17 protein-coding genes are annotated in these 22643 nt (G+C 34.7%); 3 read left to right on the forward strand and 14 right to left on the reverse strand.

The features are described from left to right. Positions 1 to 220 precede the first annotated feature (220 nt). Positions 221 to 1903, forward strand: coding sequence for a Na/Pi cotransporter family protein (locus B2145_RS09370; RefSeq protein WP_291101425.1), 1683 nt, complete (start codon positions 221 to 223; stop codon positions 1901 to 1903). Between the two features lie 172 nt (positions 1904 to 2075). Here B2145_RS09370 and B2145_RS09375 read toward each other — a convergent pair whose 3' ends face one another. From B2145_RS09375 to B2145_RS09425, 11 genes are all read right to left on the reverse strand, one after another. Then, complete coding sequence (locus tag B2145_RS09375; protein ID WP_291101428.1) at positions 2076 to 2843, reverse strand: AcvB/VirJ family lysyl-phosphatidylglycerol hydrolase; 768 nt, start codon at positions 2841 to 2843, stop codon at positions 2076 to 2078. A 27-nt stretch (positions 2844 to 2870) separates the two neighbouring features. Further along, positions 2871 to 3545: a DUF998 domain-containing protein gene (locus B2145_RS09380; RefSeq protein ID WP_291101430.1), complete on the reverse strand. Its 675-nt coding sequence runs from the start codon at positions 3543 to 3545 to the stop codon at positions 2871 to 2873. A gap of 6 nt (positions 3546 to 3551) precedes the next feature. Further along, positions 3552 to 6176, reverse strand: coding sequence for a bifunctional lysylphosphatidylglycerol flippase/synthetase MprF (gene mprF, locus B2145_RS09385; protein ID WP_291101433.1), 2625 nt, complete (start codon positions 6174 to 6176; stop codon positions 3552 to 3554). A 241-nt stretch (positions 6177 to 6417) separates the two neighbouring features. Beyond that, positions 6418 to 9483 carry an efflux RND transporter permease subunit gene (locus B2145_RS09390; RefSeq protein WP_291101436.1) on the reverse strand — a complete coding sequence of 1022 codons (3066 nt, stop codon included), beginning with the start codon at positions 9481 to 9483 and terminating at the stop codon, positions 6418 to 6420. A 117-nt stretch (positions 9484 to 9600) separates the two neighbouring features. Further along, positions 9601 to 10221: a hypothetical protein gene (locus B2145_RS09395; protein WP_291101438.1), complete on the reverse strand. Its 621-nt coding sequence runs from the start codon at positions 10219 to 10221 to the stop codon at positions 9601 to 9603. Between the two features lie 281 nt (positions 10222 to 10502). Then, positions 10503 to 11453: an efflux RND transporter periplasmic adaptor subunit gene (locus B2145_RS09400; protein WP_291101441.1), complete on the reverse strand. Its 951-nt coding sequence runs from the start codon at positions 11451 to 11453 to the stop codon at positions 10503 to 10505. Then, positions 11422 to 12660 carry a TolC family protein gene (locus tag B2145_RS09405; RefSeq protein WP_291101444.1) on the reverse strand — a complete coding sequence of 413 codons (1239 nt, stop codon included), beginning with the start codon at positions 12658 to 12660 and terminating at the stop codon, positions 11422 to 11424. Before B2145_RS09405 ends, B2145_RS09400 begins: the two co-directional genes overlap by 32 nt. A gap of 69 nt (positions 12661 to 12729) precedes the next feature. Next, a complete protein-coding gene (locus B2145_RS09410; protein WP_291101447.1) occupies positions 12730 to 13752 on the reverse strand; it encodes a YncE family protein in 1023 nt (340 codons plus the stop codon). A gap of 162 nt (positions 13753 to 13914) precedes the next feature. Further along, positions 13915 to 14334: a PepSY-like domain-containing protein gene (locus tag B2145_RS09415; protein WP_291101450.1), complete on the reverse strand. Its 420-nt coding sequence runs from the start codon at positions 14332 to 14334 to the stop codon at positions 13915 to 13917. A 75-nt stretch (positions 14335 to 14409) separates the two neighbouring features. Then, the gene (locus tag B2145_RS09420; RefSeq protein ID WP_291101453.1) at positions 14410 to 15702 is read right to left on the reverse strand and encodes a sensor histidine kinase; all 1293 of its coding nucleotides are present in this window, start codon (positions 15700 to 15702) and stop codon (positions 14410 to 14412) included. Continuing rightward, entirely contained in the window at positions 15699 to 16379 is a 681-nt protein-coding gene (locus B2145_RS09425; RefSeq protein ID WP_291101456.1) for a response regulator transcription factor, read from the reverse strand. Before B2145_RS09425 ends, B2145_RS09420 begins: the two co-directional genes overlap by 4 nt. Before the next feature lie 367 nt (positions 16380 to 16746). Between B2145_RS09425 and B2145_RS09430 the strand changes: the two genes are divergently transcribed. Both B2145_RS09430 and B2145_RS09435 read left to right on the forward strand, forming a co-directional pair. Continuing rightward, the gene (locus tag B2145_RS09430; protein WP_291101459.1) at positions 16747 to 18174 is read left to right on the forward strand and encodes an L-serine ammonia-lyase; all 1428 of its coding nucleotides are present in this window, start codon (positions 16747 to 16749) and stop codon (positions 18172 to 18174) included. A 6-nt stretch (positions 18175 to 18180) separates the two neighbouring features. After that, positions 18181 to 18552, forward strand: a complete 372-nt coding sequence (locus tag B2145_RS09435) for a DUF2809 domain-containing protein (protein ID WP_291101462.1) — start codon at positions 18181 to 18183, stop codon at positions 18550 to 18552. A gap of 136 nt (positions 18553 to 18688) precedes the next feature. Here the strand turns inward: B2145_RS09435 and B2145_RS09440 are convergent, their stop codons facing one another. The 3 genes from B2145_RS09440 to B2145_RS09450 all read right to left on the reverse strand — a co-directional run bounded on the left by B2145_RS09440 (position 18689) and on the right by B2145_RS09450 (position 22515). Continuing rightward, positions 18689 to 20623, reverse strand: coding sequence for a KUP/HAK/KT family potassium transporter (locus tag B2145_RS09440; RefSeq protein WP_291101464.1), 1935 nt, complete (start codon positions 20621 to 20623; stop codon positions 18689 to 18691). Positions 20624 to 20723: 100 nt separating this feature from the next. Beyond that, positions 20724 to 21410, reverse strand: a complete 687-nt coding sequence (locus B2145_RS09445) for a response regulator (protein ID WP_291101467.1) — start codon at positions 21408 to 21410, stop codon at positions 20724 to 20726. Beyond that, the gene (locus B2145_RS09450) at positions 21403 to 22515 is read right to left on the reverse strand and encodes a sensor histidine kinase (RefSeq protein ID WP_291101470.1); all 1113 of its coding nucleotides are present in this window, start codon (positions 22513 to 22515) and stop codon (positions 21403 to 21405) included. The genes B2145_RS09445 and B2145_RS09450 overlap by 8 nt, the downstream gene beginning before the upstream one ends. Positions 22516 to 22643 lie beyond the last annotated feature (128 nt).

Below are 22643 nucleotides of genomic sequence, written 5' to 3' on the forward strand. Positions count from 1 at the left end.
TAATCATTTTATAGGAATCAATCTGGATATGCAAATAAAACCCGCACTATTAGTTAAACCACCTTTTTAAAATTATTTTTTTTAATTCTGGAATTCTACTATTGTTATTGCATTAATACGGGCAATCAAATAAAAATGGCTTTGTTTATAACAAAACAAAAATTCCTCCTCCAGATTAATTATGAATTAATTTATTATTATCTTTAATAATATTTTTACTATGGAAATCCTCAACCATATCTTTAAACTTGCTGCCGGCATTGGCTTGTTCCTTTTTGCCATGTATTTGCTTGAGGAATCATTAAAAAATCTTTCGGGGAGAAATTTCAAACTCTTCCTTCAGCGCATGACCAAAAACAAGATTGGCGCTGTAGTGGGTGGTATAATTATAACCGGTATTCTTCAGAGCAGTTCTATGGTCACATTGATGTTGCTGGCCTTTGTGGGTGCAGGAGTTTTTAGCATGAAAAATGCCATGGCAATTATTCTTGGTGCAAACCTAGGCACAACGGTTAATAGTTGGCTAATCGCCAGTCTTGGTTTTAAAGTAAATATTGAAGCCATTGCCTACCCGGCTATATGTTTAGGGGGCTTATTCCTTATCCTATATGGCAATCGCAAATCGATGAAAAATGTCTCCTATTTTCTTTTCGGTTTTGGTTTATTGTTCATAAGTCTTTCCTTTATGAAAACGGCAATGGAATCACAGGTACAGGACTTTGATTTTTCAAAATATGCCGATATGCCCTTGTTCGTTTTTTTGCTCATCGGTTTTATCATCACCGTGCTCATTCAATCCAGCTCGGTCACTATGGCACTTACGCTTAGTGCACTTCATGCTGGTGCTATCAGTTTCCCTATTGCTGCTACAGTTGTACTTGGCTCAGAAACGGGCACTATTATTAAAATAGTGTTGGGCGGTATAGGCGGAAATACTTCAAAAAAACGAATAATCCTTGGCGATTTACTTTTCAATATTTTCATCACAACATTTGCTTTCCTATTGCTGCATCCTATTTTATCACTGATTACCAATGTTTTAAATATAAAAGATCCACTAATTGGCTTGGCTACTTTTTCAAGTTTAATTAATTTTATTGCAATCCTAATTATTCTTCCGATACTCGATTTATTCATAAAATTTCTGGAATTGTTTTTTAAAGATACTGATGCTTCGGCAGCTGCTTTTATAGGACATGCCACTATTGCCGAACCTGAGACAGCACTGGATTTATTCCGAAGAGAAACGAAATATTTCATTCATGATTCCATGCTTTTTAATCTGGAGTTATTTAAGATTGACACACTCTCGCTTCGAGAACAAACTGATTTTAAAAATATCAATGAGAAAAGAAGTTTCCTTTCAAAAACCAAAGAAGAAAAATATGAATTCTTGAAACAATTGCAGGGCGAATTACAGGCATTTTATTTAGAACTGAGAACAAAATTACAAAGTGAGCAGCAAGCTGAGCTCAACCAACTAATTTCTGCCGTGCGCAGTTCCATGCACTCGGTAAAAAGTGTAAAGGATATTGGAACTAATATCAGTAACCTAAGACATTCATCAAAAGACATCAAGTATAATTTTTTTATACACCACAAAAAAGATACAGAAAATCTATATCATCAATTGAATGTGCTTCTCACTCAGGGAAAAAAGGAGAGTTTCGAAGAGCTTCGGTGCATTTTTGATGCTATACAAAATAACTATAGTTCTGCTCTCAATAATTTTTATACAGAGGCGCAGCATGCTCCAATTGAGGATATAGATATAACCACGGTTATTAATTTTAATCGCGAACTCTTTACTTCAAATAAAGCTATGCTAATGGCTGTAAAAGATATTTTATTGGAAGAAAAACAAGCGGAGAATTTTAATGGGATACCGGTATATAAAACGTAGAAAATTCTTTAGATATAAAATGCCTCGGGCTTTGAGAGGAAATATCTGAAATTATTTAAACTTGGTGATACTAATTCCATAACAACCCTTTTGAGTAGAAAATCTGATCTTATGGATTTACAATCCGTGCCCAAAATAAAAGATCAATCCCTTGGCTTTATTTAAAAATTATTTATTTTTTTATTACAAACCTTCTCAAAATAATTTCTGCCAAAGCATGATAATCATTATTATAATGATGATTCCCGGGCAGTATTACTATTTTTGCTCCTGATTCTGAAAAATGATTCCGTAAGGAACTACCCTCCTCTTCCCCAAAAACGCATATAGGATTAAATTCTTTTATCTTTTTTATTTCATCAAGCACATTGTATTTCCCAGTTGTATTAAAAGACAACATATCTGCAAGATGAATTTCAAAATCGGCGGTTTTATCAGGCGATAAACAATAAACGCCCTTTACATTTTCCTTTAATGGAGTCGGAAAACGATTAGCAATAAACGGTGCAACGCACGCCCCAAAAGAATAACCCACAAGCACAAATAATTTTTTGTCCCACTGCTGCATATAATGTTCTACCGCTTTGGCTATGGCCGCCGAACATTCTTCAGGAGTTTTTGCTTTCCAAAAATATTTTTGCGCATCCAAGCCTACGACAGGCATTCCTTTTTCGGCAAGTTGTTTGCTAAAGTTTTGGTCAAAACTTGTCCAGCCACCATCACCTGAAATTACAAATACCAACGGCAATGTGTTTTTAATTGCCGAAGGAATGATAATCAACGGTAAATCACCAGAAATAAAAGGAACTAAGTCATTAAGCGGCGTTAAAGCAGGTTCGCAAGTCATAATTTTCCCAAACACTGAGCTATCAATGGGTGATGCAACGGCTTGATTTTTTAAGATCAACAGCAGAAAAAAACAAATAAATAGTTTCTTCATTCGATATAATTTAAAATAGAATAAACACTAAAATTTTTCTTTGGCAATAGTAAGATTACCAGATTTTTTGTTCAGCATAATAAAGGCAATTGTTGTTAAATAAACATAGTTATTAAGCATTGACAATCGTTGCCATAAGCCTTTATAAAGAGACAGCACATTAGTTTTATCATTTAAAAATCTGGAAGAAAATAGCAATACCATCATAATTCCTATAGTAAAAATCACAGTTGACATCCTATGAAAAGCAGGCATCTGCGTTCTTGATATTATTTTTTTCATAAATATCGGCAACAATAACATTGCTAAAACTCCCATACCTCCAAATATATTGTGGATGATATTTGTTTTCGTCAAAGCAAGCCCTATATGATCCGCCTTAAAAACTCCCGAACCAATTTCTTCCCCAATTCCGTAAAGAATAATTAGCCAAGAAGCAATTTTTGCATTTCGGCCTTTCTCAATAAAAGACCTTTTAAAACCAATTCCAAAAAATATAAAAAGAAAACCGGCAATAATCCACCATATTGAAATCTCGTCTGAAACAGGACTTATGGAGGCTCCCAAAGCACTCATCGTATTTCGTAATTGGCTATAGCCCGGATAAAAATTCCCAAGAAAAAACATGCCCGCAAAATCACCAACGCATGCTATAATACAGGCAATCGAAGCAATTTTTATAATTGTATTATTTTCATCCATACTGCTTTAAACTTTTATAACATTTGCCAAAACAGTCGGCACTTGGAGTAAATCATAATCATGCGTATATATTAAATATTCATTTTTCCAACGAGGAGAAAATTTTTCTTTAAAATCGCGTAACCCTTTATAATGTGAAAATGATTTTATTTTCTCATAAGCATATTTCATTGACTTTTCCTTAAATGTTTGGGGATCGTCTATTCCGCTCATGGGCGCAAGCCCTAAGTTTACGGCTTCATAGTTTTGGGATTTTAAATAATTGAAAAGTTCTATCAAAATAAAATCCATTATTCCATTGGGCGCATCCTTTGTTTTGCGAATAAGGTCATAGGTTCCCTCCCCCTTTACATAATCAGGAATAATATTCAGAAAAGCAATAATTTTTTCTTCGGAATTCTGGACCGTGATGATGGTTTGTTGTTTCAATTCTTCCCAAACGAACATTCCCTGAGAAAAAATAATTTCGCTTCTTTCCGTATCCATTAACCATTCATCACTGACCGATTTTAGTTTTTGCAATAATCCGTCTTTTATTGGAGCTGTATAAACCGTTGCTTCTAAACCCTTTTCGCTTATTTTCCTCAGGCCGTTTCGCAGTGATTTTTTGCTGCCTCCTTCCAATGAAAATGTCGCTAAATCCACGACTCCTTCCTGTCCGAGAAATAAATTCTTTTTTCCAAGCGAGTTATAAACCGGTAAACTTTCTTCCGGAACTCGGTAATAAATGCTTTTCAACCCGCTTTCGTAGCAATAAGTGTCAAACTCAACAATGCAGGTTTTCATTTCATGTTCATTTTCAGCAACTGGATTTTGGAGTACAACCGCAAAATTTCCAGAAACACGATAAGAAACAAATGCTTTTTTGTTTTGCGAAAAATAAATCAACTTGTCGCTATATACTTTAAAAAAATCCAAAGAAGAGTTTCCATATTGTTGCAGCAAATCATTTGCCAAAATTTGATCTTCTTCCGAAACATTATTTTTTTGAATATAGGGATTAATCAAGGTGTAAATTAAAAACCCAAGTGACAGAAAACCGCTGACTTTTATGGAATCCAGGAAATTTTCCCCAAATGCATCGACAGCAACCAAATTATCACTTCCAACTAAAAAATAATTCTGAAAAGTATAGCGGATGGATTGAATCCAACTGAAATCAATATTAAAATGTGTTTTGTCCAAAAAATAAAATCCAATAACACCATAAATAATTACTGCGGCTACGCTCAGTAATGATGTTTGCAAACCAATTAATCGAAGTCGTGGATTGTTTTTAATGTAATATTCTTTCCGTGTTAAAAGTAAAACCAGAATAACGATCAAAGCGACAATTGCCTCCTCATAATCAATTGCTTTTGTAAGGTTACCAATAAAAGAAACAACACTTAACACAAAAGCAAACCACCAAGCTGTCCGCAATCCTTTAAGCATAAAGGTGGCGGTAACCAATAAAAACAATCCTGCCATCATCACAAGATAATTGGAAGTGCGAATAGCCTGAATGGGCAAATAATCTTTTGCCGTCATCAATCGTTCGGTTATGGCAGGAGTTAAAACCGATATGATATTTATTATTCCCAAACTCATCAGTAACAGTGCTGGAACAATTCGCATCAGCAACTTATTTATTTTAAATAAAAAAGTGAAGGCCCCTAAAAATAATGGTATCCAGAATTCAAAAAAACGATACAGAAAAGTTATGGCAATAGCTTCTATATTTCCAAAACCATACCGTATTAAAACATAACTCATCGAAACTTCAATAGCCCCCAATCCTCGCAAAAATGGTGAAATAATCAAGAAAATTACCGAAACAATGTACCCCATCGCGGCGGTGAAAAGTGATGGCGAAAAATGCAAGGCAATCATGGCAATGTACAAGTGAGAAATTCCTACCGCTTCAATAAGTACTGAATAAAAAACTATCAGCCCAAATTTCTTTTTGTCAATTCTATTGTTCTGTAAATCATCCATAAAAACTTCTGTGGATGGAATCAGTTTCGACAACCATTTATAAGCTAAGCCTTTTTTCAGAATAGAACGATACATTACTGTCAACCCAACTATCAAAAGCACCACCACACCTAAAGCATACCACTCCCCAGAACCTGTCGTGCCTTCCACCAATGCATACATAAAAGCAGGTATGGCCACAATCAATACGGAAAGAATTCCTACAAACCCATAAATAGAAGATGCAAAATGAATTTGTGTTTCCTTTATTCCCTTCTTTTCAAGTGCTCCCGTAAAAAACGCAAGCGACGAGATGCCACCCGCAGGCAAAAAAACACTGATAAAATTACGCTTCATAAAAAGCAGGATGGCATCAGCCAAAGAAATATTAATTTTCACTGACGCAAATGATGCAATATACATCAAACCTTGAAGTAAAATATAAATAAGAGTTAACACAACCCCCACTAAAACCCATTGCCAGATTGCATTGCCGATTGCGTTTCTTACTTCAAACAATTCAGCTTGTTCATGTTTAATAAACCAAATACCAATTGCGATAAAAAAAACAGTGAGTATAAATTGGGCAATAATTTTTCCGTTTTCGCGCAAGAATGGGACGCTTCTTTCTTTGAAGAACCGCAATAAAGAATGTGAAATTTTTTCTGTTTTCATAGTTGAAAATTAGAAACTGATTTGGGTACGTAAACATAAGTATTTATTTGCTTAAATTGACCCCCAACGGTAACTTAAAATTACAAAAGTAACCCGCTTGAATACGTTTAAGCAAACTGTAATTTTTGCAAATCTTGTGTGTTTTTTTTTAAAGAAGCCAAAACTCATTAAATGCACTTATTAAACCCTATTTACGATACAGAATTTAATATATGAAATCCGGTAGTATTGCCAATCTAAATCAATTCAAATGCTTGAAATGTTTTTCATTTCTATAAACCAATCGCAACAAACTCGGCAAAACAATCAGCAACAAAGGCATCGCAAACAGGAAACCGCCAATCACGGCGATGGCAAGCGGTTGATGCAATTCCGAACCAGTTCCAATACCAATTGCCAAAGGAAGCAAGGCAATAATGGCTCCCAAAGCGGTCATCAATTTGGGGCGTAATCGTGTTGAAATAGAATACACCAAGGACTGGTTTACATTTCTGGTCAACTTGAATGTTTCTCGAAATTGCAAAAAAGTAAAAATGGCATTCTCGCTAATGATGCCCACAATCATAATGATTCCGGTATAACTTCCCACATTCAACGGCGTATTTGTAATAAACAGCAAAATATAACTTCCCGAAATTCCCAAAATCGAAATGAAAAGGATCACGATGGCTGCCCTAAAATCACGGAATAAAAATAAAATCACTCCAAAAACCAGCAAACTCGAGGCAATCAAAATCATCAACAATTCCTTGAACGATTGCTGCTGGTCTTTATAAGCCCCGGCATATTCAAGATAATAGCCACTTGGCAAATGAATGGTGCTTGACACTTTCTTCTGGATTTCATCCATCACGCTTCCCAAATCCCGATTGTTCAATCTTCCCGTAACCACGTTCATCATTTGCAAATTTTCACGCTCAATCTCGGCAACTCCTTTTTGGGCTGAAATGGAAACCAAACTCGTAATAGGAATCGATTGTCCGTTGGGCAAAAATAGTTGTAGTTTTTTGATGTCTTCCAAACTTCTTTTTTCTGAATTTTTATAGATTAATCGAATAGGTGTCATCCTTTCACTTTCCAATAAATTACCAATAACATTACCTTCTAACGCGGTTTGCATTTGAAATTGCAAATCGGCAGGCGTTATTCCGTACTGAGCCAATTGTCGATAATTGGGAACTATATTTATGCTTGGTCCGGCTACAACTATTCCGTCAAAAACGTCGGCAGTTCCTTTTACATTTTCAATAATTGTAGAAACCCTTTTGGCAATTTTTTCTAATTCCTTTTGATTACTTCCATAGATTTTGACTTCAATTGGCGAAACCGAACTCATCAAATCGCCCAACATATCGCCAATGACCTGACCGAAATCGATGCGCAAAGCAGGCTGCGTAGCTTCCACTTTTTTGCGAATTTCATCAATGACATCGGTGCTGGTTTTGCTTCGTTTCTTTTTCAATTGAATCAAATAATCACCCCGATTGGGTTCGGTGATAAAAAAGCCCATTTGCGTCCCGGTTCTTCGGCTGTAGGCTTCGACTTCCGGAGTTTTTATGATTATTTTTTCGACTTCTTTCAGCATCCTGTCGGTTTCCTCCAATGAAGTTCCCGGCGGGGATTGATAGTCCAAAATAATGCTTCCCTCATCCATTTCCGGCAAAAAACCTGTTTCTAAATTGGGCAGAATCACAAAAATAGAAAGCAATAAAACAAGGCAAAACACGATACTTATTAGCGGCCTTTCGATAAAATAAGCCACCCAATTTTGGTGTTTTACCGTGTGTATTTTAACTTCTTTTTTGGCTTCACCTTCAATAACTGCGGGAACATTTTCGTTTTTTGTCAGCAATAAATACACCACCGGAAGCAACAACCAAGTGACAAAAAACGAACAAACCAAAGTAATTATCATTGTATCTGTCAACACTTTAAAGTACGAACCCGCAACGCCACTCATCAAAACAAAGGGGAAGAAAATTACGATGGTACTGATGGACGAACCCAGCATCGCCGGAAACAAATAGTGAATTGCCTTTTGCAAAAGCGAAACCGTTGGCTCGTCAGGATGTTCTTCGTGGGTTCGGTGAATTTGCTCGACCACGACAATCGCGTCATCAATAATCAACCCCAAAGCTGCCGCAATGGCGCCCAATGTCATGATGTTGAAAGTCTGTCCGGTAAAGTACAAAACGATCAATGTCAATGACAAGGTGACCGGAATAATTATCAAGATTGTGGCGCTGGCTTTCGCCGATTTCAGGAATAAAACGGCGACAATTATGGCCAATAATAATCCTATTAATAAACTGTCGGTGACGCTTTTTACGGCTTCATTGACAAAGGTGGCTTGCTCGTAAAACGGCGTAATTTTGATGTCTTTTGGAAGGATTTTTTTAAGTGCTTGCAACTTCCCGTTCATTGCATCGTTGAGCGAAATCAAATTCGCATTGGGCTGTTTCAAAACCGCGACCAGAATGCTTTCTTTCCCGTTGGCATTGACTTTTATATATTCTTTGGCTTCCCTGATTTCAACCAAAGCGATGTCTTTCAAGGTCACGATCCCCTTGCCGCTGTTGCTGATTACGAGGTTTTCGAGTTCCTCCTTTTTGTCGACTTGCGCATCAGTAATGGTGAGGTACAAATAGCGATAATCCGATAAATATCCATTCGATTTGATGAAATTGGTCTGGCTCAAAACCTGCGAAATCGCATTGGGCGTGATGCCAAGCACGCTCATTTTGCTGTAATCCAAGGACAACCAATATTCTTTTTCTTTCCCCCCGATAATCCTGATTTCGGAAACGCCGTCAATTTGGGAAAGAAAGGGTTTTATGGTGAAATTGGCTATTTTTTTGAGGTCAATGGCCGATCGTCCTTCGCTTTCTATGGAGTAACCAATAACGGGAAGAATAGACGGATTCATTTTTTCGACCGAAATTTGCGTGCCCGGAGGAAGATCATTCTGGATTTGATTGATTTGTTCCTCGATTCTTGTTTTGCCCAAATCGATATCGGAATTCCAATCCATAAAAGCCGAAATCTCGCAACTTCCTCGGCTGGTGGTACTTCGGACGGTTTTTAAATCAGGAACTTTTTTGATGGCATTTTCAAGCGGTTTGGTCACCGTAATCATCATCTTGTCCACAGGTTGTTGACCTGCATCAGCAATGATTTTTATTTTTGGGAAAGTGATTTCGGGAAACAAACTGGTTTGCATCTTCGAATAGGTAAAAAATCCTCCTAAAATAATCAGGAAGATAATGGTACTCAATCCGTTTCTATGTCTGACAAAAAAGTTGTTCATTGTGATTTATTTATTGATGGACAATATAAATTGTGTTACTTGCTTTTGTTTGTTGGCACGGAATGCAATTCCGCCTATCCAACTGATATGATTTATTCATATTCGAGTTGTAAGGCTTTATTTAAATAGTAATTTTTTATATTGAATATCTTTAACTTCATTTTTCTCACGACTTCTTGTAGCTGGGTATAATAGATAAATTTCGATTTTTCTTCCTTTAAAAGAAAAATTTATTTTTTGTCCATTTGCTGAAATACTATCTTCTATTATTGAGAATTTAGTTTTGTCAAGTTTGCATTTTAATATTTCAAAAGCCAATTTGTATGTACAACATATTCTACTTAAACTTTCATTTTCATCTAGAACTTTGTATAATATTCCATTTTCTATAATATTTTCTTTTGAAATCAAATCATCATCTTTTGTAGAATTTTTTATTCTACTAACTTTTGTAAAAACATCTAAAAAACCAATTTTTTTTTCTGAGGAAAAATTTTCCTTGTCGATTTTATTTTGTTCTGGTGATATTTCAGAACATTTAGATTTTGTTTTTTTTAGTTTAAAATTTGGGAAAATATTTTCCATTCTATTCCAAAAATGGTTTCTAGCTGATGAATAAAAGAAAAAATGCTTGTTATTAATATAGACTTCTTTCGGAGGAAATGTACCTATTATAAGAGTTTCAATTTGTTTGGGAATAAAACCAATTTTTATTGGATGATTTTCAATTTCATTCATTTGCGTTTTTTTTTAAGTTTTCTGCTAACTCATAAATACTCCGATAACGCGGATTTGCATACCGTGTCTATTTCAATTGGTATTTATAATTATTTTTCATTTTATAGATCGACAATATACATTGTGTTTATTGCTCTTGTTTGTCGGCACGGAATGCAATTCCGCGCTGTCCAAAAGAGTTTTATTCTGACAAAAAAGTTGTTCATTGTAATTCGTTTTTTAACATCTTATTCCGATAACGCGAATTTACAATCCGTGTCCATTTCAATTGGTATTCGTAATTATTTCCCAATCACTTTAACCTTAATCGTGTCGGCAACTCCGTAATTTCCGGTAAGCAAGATTTGATCATTTTTAGTCAAAACCGGCGACAAAATTTCGACCTTGTCTTCAGTTTCTTCCCCTTTTTGAATCGGGATTTTTATGGCGGTATTGTCATTGATCATTTTCATAATCCAAAAATCGGTTTCGGTTTCATCGCTCAAAACGGCCGCTTTCGGCAAGGAAATCACATTGGAATTCGAAGATTTTCTAATTCGGACTTTCACAATCAAATTCTCGGGAATATCCTGTTTTCCAATGACTTTCAAAACTACGCTTTGGGTTTGCGAAACCGCGTCAACTGTGGGCATAAATTTAGAAACAGTTGTTTTTATGGCTATGCCATCAGGCAAAAAAGCATCGAAAGTCGCTCCTATCCTGACGAATTTTTTTAATTCATAAGGCAAACTCAAAACGATGGCAAAACTGCGGGCATCATTAATTATTGCTAGCTGGTCGCCGTCCTGAACATAATTTCCTTGCTGCACATTTATCGCATTGACAAAACCGCTTGAAGTTGCTTTGACCTTGATGTCGCCACCAAAATTCAAACTGGGGTCAATTTTATTGATCGTGTTGCCCAACACTTTTGACTCGCGGGTTTTCAAGGTAAACAGCACTTTCCCCGAACTCACATAATCGTTCGAAGCCACGTTTACCGAACTCAGGTAACCCGTTGCATTGGCTTTTATAATTGTTTTTATCAAATAAGTTGCGGTGGCATTCAACTCGGTATAACTTTCGATTCCGCTGGTGTCGATTGAGGTCAAGGTCACGGGAACACTGGAATCGACTTTTTGTTCCGGTATGATTTTGTCTTTACAGGAACTCAAAAAGAGCGCGATTAGGGCAAAAAATAGAATTGTTTTCTTCATAGAATTATTCGTTAAAACTCCAATAATTGATTTCATTGATGATTTGGAGCTTGTTGATATTGTTTTGAGAAATGGCGTTTTTGATGTTGATTAAATTCCCAAGAGCAATGACAAACTCGGTGATTTGTGCGTCACCGGTTGGCAACAGCTTTTTGTTGGCCTCAATTAAGGCTTCAGCAATCACTAGTTGCGATTGCAGTTGGTTTCCGATTTCGGCTTGCTGCCTCAACTTCTGGTTGAGCATCAACAATTGTTGTTGGTATTGCCTGTTGAAATTGCTTTTGTAGGCCAAATTGGTTGCCAAAGCAGTTTCGTTTTTTTGATGTTGCAGGCTTCGTTGATGGCCATCATAAATGGGGATTGAAAGCCCAAGACCCAAACTGAATCCAATATTTTTATAAGGCAAATAAGCAAAACTCGACCAATAACCCGCATCGCCAAGCAAGGAAAGCGATGGTTTATAGGCATTGTCAATCAATTTATTTTGATTTTGGAGTTTTAAACTATCGATTTCAAATTGTTTCATAAACACGATTTGATCTGAATTTTGGATTGATTTTAAGGTAATTTCGGGCTTTTTCAAACTGACGGAAACCGTATCGGTTTCGCCAGATAAATAATTGAGCAAAGCCAAATCGTTCTGGTATTGTTGCTTTAACTGAAGTAACACCAACTCTTGTTGCTGGACCGTGGCACTAAAAGTTAGGTAATCGGTTTGTTTGTAAACCGAATTTTGGGTTAGCTTTTTCAGAATTAAAGTTTCTTGTTTCAGCAGTTTTTCAATTTCTTGGTTGTACACAATTTGTTCCCCACTTGCCGAAGTCGAAATGTATTGCGCAATTATGCTTTTATTTAAATCTTTGACGGCAATTTTTTTGTTCAAAACCAAGGCATCTTTGATCAACTTGAAGGTTTCCGCTTGCGAATTGATTTGGTTTGCGCCCAGAATTCGCTGGTTGACTCCCACCATTCCCGAAACCGTATGATGATTACTCAAGGCGGTATCGTAACCAAAATCATCAATAATTGGAGCATAATTAGCCAATAAATTCCCTGAAACTTGCGGTTTTCTGGTTGCCCTAAACAGCAAACTATCCAACGAAGCGGAATGTATTTGGTTCTTGATATCAGTAATTAACGGCGAATTGGTTTGTGCTTTTCCAAGGAAATAGTTTAAATCTTTTTCTTGCGAATAGGATTTAATGCAACACAAAAAAAGTATAACGATTAACTTCAAGTTCATTTCGTAAAAATAAGATTAATTTTAAGTAAAAACCGCATAGGTTTCGAAAAACTGTGCCGGTTTCCAAAACTATTTTTTGTTATTTTCAACAATCAAAACTACAAAAGAATTGGGTAAAATTGATGCGCGAGGTTTAGGATTTTCGGCAGTTGGTTCCGGTTTTGCACCAAATTCAGCTGTTGGCAAATACAATTGGTTTGTGATTATATTTAATGCAATTGTTCTTGCTCCTTTTTGGGTTTTAACGGTTTCCAATACCGAAAAACTATCCGCATTTTCTTCTTTTACCACCGTGATGGTTCCCTCTCCATTGGAACTGAAAACCAGTTTCTTTTGGGCATCAAAAGCAACGCCATCACAACCATCGCCAATAGGCAAAGTTGCAATTACTTTGCCGTTTGAAGCGTCAATGACAACCATTAATTTATTGCCGCAAACGGAGAATAATCTGTTGGTTTCCGTGTCCATCGCCAATCCCGAAGGCTCGTCACCCGGCACTATGCTCCAGGTATTTATCACTTCAAGAGTTTTTGCGTTTATGGTTTTGATTTCGTTTTTGTCTTCAATATTAACATAAACCAAACCTTTAGTATTGGTGACCGAAAACTCTGGTTTTCCGCCAAGAGGAATAGTTTTAATAACTTTATTGGTGTTGGCGTCCAGGACTGTTGCATCATTCGTTTTTGCGTTGAAAGCAAAGACTTTTGCCGAGAATTTGTCATACAAAATCGCGTCAGGTTTTTGACCTTCTATTGGCACTTTTTCTATTAATTCAAAGGTTTTTAAATTGACAACCGTTATCGAATTATCTTTTCCATTGCTGATAAAAGCCTTGTTCAAATCGTTGGCAACGGCAATACCGTGTACCCCTTTTGTGTCTGGAATGGTGGCGATAGTTCTATTGGATTTTAAATCTATCACGTTTACAACGCTTCCGTGGGAAACGAATAAGTGTTGATTAACGTCATCTACAGAGAGATAATCCCAGCCTTCGTTGCCTTCTATATTTATTTTTTTGGAAACTTGATACGTTTGGCTTATGCCGTTTGTTACACAAAAACCGATAAAGAATATTGAAAATATTTTTTTCATTGTGTTATTTTTTTAGAGTGTAAATATCAGAATTACAATTTGATATTAGATTTTATTTTTTTTATTACTTTTGACCATCAAATAAAAATGGGATATGTATTAAAAAATGGGAATTAGTATCAAAACCTAACTCCCAATTTTTTTTACTATATATTTAAAATTCTATTCTTTTATAGATGTTCCATCTTCTTTAAATGCTAGACTTTTTGTCTTCAACCCTTTTTTCAAATCAACTTCATAAATTGTTCCGTGTTTAGCAGTTTCTGTTTTATCAGCTTCAACAATTTTCCAATCATTGTATTTTAATTTTACAGCTGATAAAACTGCTTTTGGCAAACTGGTAGATTTAATTTCTTTTTCGGTTTCTAACCAAGTCCCATCTTGAGTAAAATTGGCTGAAATTTTCTCACCTTCCAATGTGAATTCCGCTTCCCATTCTTTTGGACCTTCAACACCCCAGCTAACTTTAGTTGCAGTTGGGAATTTTTTTGCAAACGCATCAGTAACAGCTTTTGGTGGCGTTTTTGCAAATGAGCAACTGTATATTAATACAATTGCTAAAATCATAATTACTTTTTTCATTGTTTTTAAATTTAAATTAGATTGTAAATTATTTTACACTACAAATATGAGTTGCAATTCTATTTTATTTCTATTTTAAAACTGTTGAAAATCAGTTTTTTTAATCGTCAAAGTAAAACGATGGTTGCTATTTATAAACTTATATTTCAATAACAATCCACTAATTTCGACTATTTCTTTACCAATCGCTAAACCCAATCCTATTGATTGATTTGAAGCTGATTTTTTTTGAAACCTCTCATATAGACTAGCCATATTCAATGGTTCTTCTTTACCACTATTGCATATAATAAACTTATTTTTTTGAATAAAAAGAATAATACTTCCACCTTCAATATTATGTCTGATGGCATTTTGAAGTAAGTTATTAATGAGAACCAGACCCAAATCTGGATTCATATTAACAAAAAAATCATCTTCAATATTTTTAATAACTTCTATCTTATTGGCTTTAATATGTTCTTCAAATAAAACCAATGAGTCATCAATAATTTTTTCAAATGACACTTTTTCTATAGTTTTAAATTGCCTATTCTCAATTTTTGTAAGTAATAAAAGGGATTTGTTTAACCGAATTAATTTAGAACAAGCATCGTCAATAGCAACTATTAGTTCAACATCATTTTCTTTTAGATTTTCAGATTGAATAAGCAAATCAACTTTCGATTTTATTACTGCCAGTGGTGTTTGAATTTCGTGGGAAGCATTTTCTGTAAATTTCTTTTGTCCATTGTAATCTAAAATCATTTTGTTCGTCATTCCGATAAGGGAATTATTCAATTCATTGAATTCATTTACAGAGGCATTTTCAAACACAGGAATATGGTTGTCACTGGCACGAAAAGTTTTTAGTTTATGAATTGTATTATAAAATGGTTTCCAAAGTGTTTTTGAAATCCAAAAATTAATTAGCAAAGAGCTCAAAAACAAGAAAATCAAAATAAAAATCAATAGATATAAAATACCTTCAATCAAATCGTTAAATTCTAGGGTGCTGCGCCAAATCTTGATTTGATAATTTGTATTTCGAATCTTTACAAAAGCCGTAATCATTCGATTAGGTGCCAACTCATTTTCCTTTTTATCAAGAATTAAAGTGTCGGAGAATATATCTTTTGTACCCATTTTAAAATTGGGATTCGTGATTTTATCTATTTGGGCTTCTTTGCTTTTTGTGATTAAATGTAAGGAAACAGCATCATTATTTTTTAAATATTGCTCAACAATAGTTTTCTGATTGGTTAATAATTCATTATTGCTATCTCTTACTTCTTTGGTAATAAAATAATAACATATAAATCCCGAAATTATTAAAATGGGAATGCTTACTATCAAGTAATATAAACTGGTTTTTACGAGTAATTTCATTCTTGCGTTTTAAAATTATAACCTATTCCATAAATAGTTCGCAAATAATCTTCGCATTTTTTTTCGAGTAGTTTTTTACGCAAATTTTTTACGTGATTGTATATGAAATCAAAGTTGTCCAATCTATCGGCATTATCCCCCCAAAGATGCTCTGCTAAAGCATTTTTGCTCACTACACGATTTTTGTTTGCTATAAAGTAAAGTAATAAATCATATTCCTTTGAAGTCAAGACCACCTTTTTATTGTGAACAAAAACACTTCTTTCGAATGGTAAAATTTTAATTTCATTGGTAACAATTTCTAAATTTCCATCGAAACTTTTTCTTCTAATTAATGCTTTTATTCTCGAATTGAGTTCCGAAAGGTGAAACGGTTTTGGTAAATAATCATCCGCACCAAGATCTAAGCCATATATTTTATCATCAAGAGAATTCTTTGCCGAAATAATAATAATTCCAGCTTTGGATTTTTTGTTTTTTATTTCTTTTATTAAATCCAATCCTGAACCATCTGGCAAAGTAATATCAACTAATATACAATCATAATCGTAAATGGCTATTTTTTGTTCCGCTTTACCATAATCCAAAGCAATTTCTACAATATTACCTTCCATTTCAAAGTATTGCTTGATGCTTTTTTGTAACTCAAATTCATCTTCAATTAATAATATTTTCATAACATAAATGCTTTAATTGTAATAAGAATGTAAATTCTAATATAATGTATAAACTTAACCATCTTATCGTAAATAAATCTACTAAAATAAATTATCAATCATTAATTTATAAATTTTATCCGTGCAAAAGAATCTCTTTTTAAATACAAATAATAAAAATCCAATGATACAAATGAAATCTATTCCAATTCTGTTTCTTTAGAAATTGATATTTTTAAAGAAACAGAATTGAAATGGAAAACGATTTATAATTAAAAAGTAAATTTTCTAAAGCAATGTCAATTATAAAAAAAATAATACAAGAGAATTTTTAACTCCAATCTTTATTTCATTCTGTTATCTTTGCATAACTAAAACGATATAGTTAATGGAAGAATGTATCTCGGTTTTTGATATGCTGAAAATTAGTATTGGTCCTTCTAGTTCACACACACTTGGCCCTTGGCGTGCTGCGGAAAGTTTTCTTGGAGAATTGCGCAATGAAAACCTAATTCATTCCATCAACAGGGTAAAAGTAGATTTATATGGTTCGCTTTCCTTGACGGGAAAAGGCCACGCCACGGATTTAGCCATTATGCTGGGTTTAAGCGGCCAAGATCCCGAATATATTCCAATAGAAAACATCTCGGGAATTACAAAATCCATCAAGGCCGAAAATGAAATCAATCTGGGGAACGAAAAAATTGTTCCCTTCCACTTTTCAAAAGACATTGTCTTCAATAAAAATTTTCTCCCTTTTCACGCTAATGGAATGACTTTTACGGCTTACACATTGGACGAAAGCGAATACAATTCGACCTTTTACTCCATTGGTGGCGGATTCGTAGTGAAAGAAGAGCGTGACAATGCCAAAAAGAAAATCCAGATAAAATGTGCCTTTCCTTTCCCCATAAACAAAGCCGAAGAGCTTTTGAATTATACCATTCAGGAAAACAAAACCATTTCGGAAATCGTGTACGAAAACGAAAAATCGATGCGTCCCGAAGCTGAAATTCATCACGAATTAATGCGTATTTGGAACACGATGCTCGAATGTATGTACATCGGTTGCCATTCCGAAGGTATCCTTCTCGGTGGCTTGAATGTTCGCCGCAGGGCGTTTGATATGCACCAACACCTCATTGGCTTGGCCAATTATGATTCGCCACAAACTTGGCTCGAAGAAATTAGAAAAACAGAAGTGAAATTTCGCCAAATCCTGAAATGGGTGAGCTGTTTTGCACTGGCGGTAAACGAGGTTAACGCTGCTTTAGGTCGTGTGGTTACTGCCCCGACCAACGGAAGTGCTGGCGTAATCCCGGCAGTTTTGATGTATTATTTGGTCATAGAAAACCACGAGGCCGGCGAAAAAGAAATCAAACAATTCCTGATGGTTGCCAGCGAAATAGGAAGTGTTTTCAAAAAGGGTTCCACTATTTCAGCGGCAATGGGTGGTTGTCAGGCAGAAATTGGAGTTTCCTCGGCAATGGCCGCGGCGGCTTTATGCGAATTAATGGGCGGAACTCCCGCACAAGTTTTGATGGCTGCCGAAATCGCGATGGAGCATCATCTTGGATTAACTTGCGACCCGGTTGGCGGTTTGGTCCAGATTCCGTGTATCGAAAGAAACACTATGGGAGCGATTAAAGCCATAAACGCTGCCGAATTGGCTTTGGAAACCGACCCAAAAAACGCTAAAGTTCCATTGGATAAAGTCATCAATACGATGTGGGAAACGGCAAAGGATATGAACAATAAATACAAAGAAACTTCCAAAGGAGGTTTGGCAATTGCCGTGAATATGGCAGATTGTTAATTTATTATGCTAAAAAACAATCGATTTTCTTATTTCATTATAATAGTTTCTGTAATCATACTTGGTATATTATCTAGAAATATTGATGGTATTCCAACGTTTTTTGGAGACACCCTATATGCTGTTATGGTTTATTATTGTATGCGGTTCCTCCTTATAAATAATAGTTTTGTAAAGACAATAATACTTGCTTTAGTTTTTTGTTTTTGCATTGAGTTCCTTCAACTTTATAGAGCCGAATGGATTTTAGCAATTCGAAGAACTCCGCTAGGTCACTATGCAATGGGACAAGGCTTTCTTTGGAGCGATTTGATTTATTATATTCTTGGAATTATAATTGCTTTTTTGATTGATTTCAGTTTGGTTAAAAAAAATTAATATTACCAATCTTCAATTAAACATGGCTGATTGTTAAGAAGATATTTTGTCGCAGTTTACAGCAAAAAAATCAGATTTCAGTCAAGATGTTTACCATTCTTAATCTGAAATCTGATTTTTATTTGCCCTGTCAAATCTACTTCCTTTCCAATTCCAATTTTGCAATGGGTTGATAAACGATGGGTACTTCTTCAATTTCAACATCACTTTTGTCCAATCCGTAGGCTCTCGTGTCAGAAAGTGACCAATGTTTCAGCAAATAATAGGAATTCAATAAAAATCCTTCTTTTACTGAAAATTCATTTTCGACAGACAAGAATTTTTCTAAAATAATGAATTTGAAATCGGGTTCCGAATTATATTTTGTAGAACCATCCGGACGAATATGCAAATTTAATTCTTTGTTTTTAACCAAATCTTGAACTATTTTCTTGAAATACAACTCCACTTTTGGCTGAATTCTAAAACCAACATTGAGAACAATTTTGATTACTTTGTCATCTAATAATTCGATAACTTCATAATTCAAAGTAAAAGGGTCATTGGTTCTATTGATATGAAAAAACCAGTAAACATCAGCTCTTTTCGGTTTTTTGGAAAAAATGGATTTCAATATTTTTTCTTCTATTTCGTAATTTCTATCCGCTTTTGACAAGTAAATTAAATGGGTGGCATATTTAGGAATACTGTCGTCATTGCTCAGTTCCTCAAGCTGTTGAGTATGTTCAACTAAATTAGTGAACCTCAGGAATTTATTATTCGTTTTTCTTGCATAATACCATACATACATCGTCATGAAAATGAAAAGCTCAAAAAACAGGAACATCCAACGTTGTTTAATTTTTATGATATTGGCAATGAAAAAGGCTATTTCAATAACACCGAAAGCCGTTATAATTACACCTATCAAAACCCTGTTTAATTTTTTAACATAAATCAAATAATAATTTAAAAGCACCGTTGTCATCAGCATCGCTACAGTTATCGAAAAACCGTAAGCCGCCTCCATATTTGAGGAATTTTTAAAATACAAAATCATCAAAATACAGCCAAACCAAAGAATAGTATTTATAGATGGTATATATATTTGTCCTTTTAAATTGGTTGGATTTTTCATTGTTACGCGAGGCCAGAAATTGAGCGACATCGCTTCATTAATTAAAGTATAGGAACCGCTTATCAATGCTTGAGAGGCAATAACTGCAGCAAATGTGGCGATTATTACTCCCGAAAAAAGAAACCATTGGGGCATAATGGTAAAAAACGGATTTCTCCCTTCAAGAAATGTATTTCCTTGAGTCATCAGCCAAGCCGCCTGTCCTAAATAATTGATAACCAAGGATATTTTAACAAAAATCCAAGTGATTCTGATGTTCTTTTTCCCGCAATGCCCCAAATCTGAATACAACGCTTCGGCACCAGTGGTACATAAAAAAACGGCACCCAACAGCCAAAAACCGTGGGGATATTCAACCAATAATTCATAGGCATACATTGGGTTCAATGCACTGAAAATTGCTGGATGTTCCAATATTTGAATAGATCCCAAGACAAAAAGCATCGAAAACCAAACCACCATGGCCGGGCCAAAAAAGAAACCCACTTTTTGAGTTCCAAACCTTTGAAAAAAGAACAATCCCGATAAAATAACAATTACTATTGGAAGTATCGGAATACCGGGAACCACATCTCCCAAACCCTCAACGGCTGAAGCCACAGAAATAGGAGGAGTAATAATTCCGTCAGCCAAAAGTGTCGTTGCACCAAGAATTGTCGGGATTACCAGTTTTCCTTTTCCAAAACGTTTTACCAAAGCATAAAGTGAAAAAACTCCGCCTTCACCGTGATTATCTGCCGAAAGTGTCAATAAAACATATTTGATTGTTGTTTGAAAAGTAAGCGTCCAAAAAATACAGGAAACGCCTCCGTAAACGAGTAATTTTGATATTTCCCTATCTTTAATAATGGCTTTCATTACATATAAAGGACTTGTTCCAATGTCACCATAGATAATTCCCAAGGCTACTAAAAGCGATGCAGCAGTGACTTTTTGAAGGGTAGATTTGTTCATTTTAAATTTAATTTTAAGATAATTTTGTTGGCATGGAAATCCTTATCACAATGATTTGAACCACTATAATTACATCCATTTTGAAAAAATAATTAATTTTTTAATCCATATTAAAGCGGTAACCCACTCCGGATTCTGTTATGATAAATTTGGGTCTATTTGGATCTTCTTCAATTTTTTTGCGGAGTTGGGCCACGAAAACGCGTAAGTATTGTGTTTGATCTGAATAACTGTTTCCCCACACCTGTTTCAGCAAATATTGATGTGTCAGAACTCTCCCTTCATTCTTTACTAAAATGGAAAGCAAATTATATTCGGTTGTGGTAAGTTTTAGAATTTCATTTTTTAACTTGACAATTCTCGAAGTAAAATCAATAAAAACATCCCCAAACTCGACTAGGGGTTCATTTTCGTGCTGAATTAAATTACGCAATGCGGTTCGAATTCTTGCCAACAATTCTTGCGTTCTGAATGGCTTTGACAAATAATCATTGGCTCCGTTATCAAGTGCTTTTACAATTTCGTCTTCGGTGTTTTTCACTGTTAAAATTAGGATAGGATTTTTATACCATTCTCTCAGTCGTTTTAAAACAACTTGTCCGTCTTCGTCTGGCAAACCCAAATCCAGAATGATTAAATCCGGTTGATGATTTGCAGCTAGCGACAAACCTTCTTTTGCATTTACGGCAAAAATAGTTTCGTATCCATTTGAATCTAAAGCAATTTCAAGCAGCCTCCTGATTTGGACTTCATCATCTATGATTAATATTTTGGCTGAATTATTCATTTGAGATATCTTTGGTATTCATAATTAATGCTGGGAATCTAATTTTAAAAACAGAACCACCTTCCTCGCCATTTTCTAATGTTATTGTGCCGTTTTGGGCTTCAACAAAACCTTTTACGATAGATAATCCAAGTCCTGTTCCACCCGTTTTTGAATTTTGTAATCTATAAAACTTATCAAATACTTTGTCGATTTCTTCTACAGGGAAACCGTTTCCATCGTCGGCAATTGTTATCACGCAAGGCATTGATTTTTCTGGATTGTATTCAAAATCAACATTTGGATTGTATTCCACTTTGATTTCAATTTTGGCTCCCTTTGGCGTATATTGTGAAGCATTAAAAATCAAATTATAAATAATTTGTTCCGTCAAACCATAATCTAATTTGAAAAGAGGCAAATTTTCATTGACATTAACTACGATTTTATGAAACTGCAAATCATCTTTTAGGTTATCTAAAACATTATAAATCAATTCTTTTAAATCACACCAATCCATTTTTGGCTGTATTACTCCCGATTCTAGTCTGGACATGTTCAATAAATTCTCCACTTGATGATTTAATCGTAAGGATGCTTTTTCGATTTCTGAATATAATTTTTGCTTATTTTCATCGGAAATAGTTATGGTTTTGCTTTGTATGGTATCTATTGCACCCATAATTGTAGAAATGGGTGTGCGCAATTCATGTGATAATGAATCTAACAACGCATTATAGAGTTTCATTGTACTCACCCTAACCTCTTTTATTTGCAATATTTTTTCTGCCTTTCTGATTTTATGGGTTAAAACTCCATTAATGAGGGCTATCAGAAAGAATAAAAACAATAATAAGGTATCTTCTGCACTATTAATATGAAATGTATAATACGGTTCTATGAAGAAAAAATTTAAAATTAATGCACTTAAAACAGCACTTATTAACACCGGAAGAATATCTAAAAACATGGCTAATAAAGAAACTACGACCAATAATAAATAACCAACAACTTTATGTTCCAGGTAATTTCTGGTAAACAAACATAGTGAAGCAACAATACTTACCGACAAGAGGCTTATTAAATATTGATTTTTTATTTTTATTTGACTTAAAATACTTTTCACAATAATTACTTGTTTTTAATGGTACAAAGTTAAATGATACGATGTAAGTATTTTATAATATAACACGACTTGATATAAAGATTTTATAAAGATATTATGATTGTTTGATTTATGTTTAATTTGACTAA

Source organism: Flavobacterium sp. UBA5153 (genome assembly GCA_002413745.1).
Lineage (GTDB): Bacteria > Bacteroidota > Bacteroidia > Flavobacteriales > Flavobacteriaceae > Flavobacterium.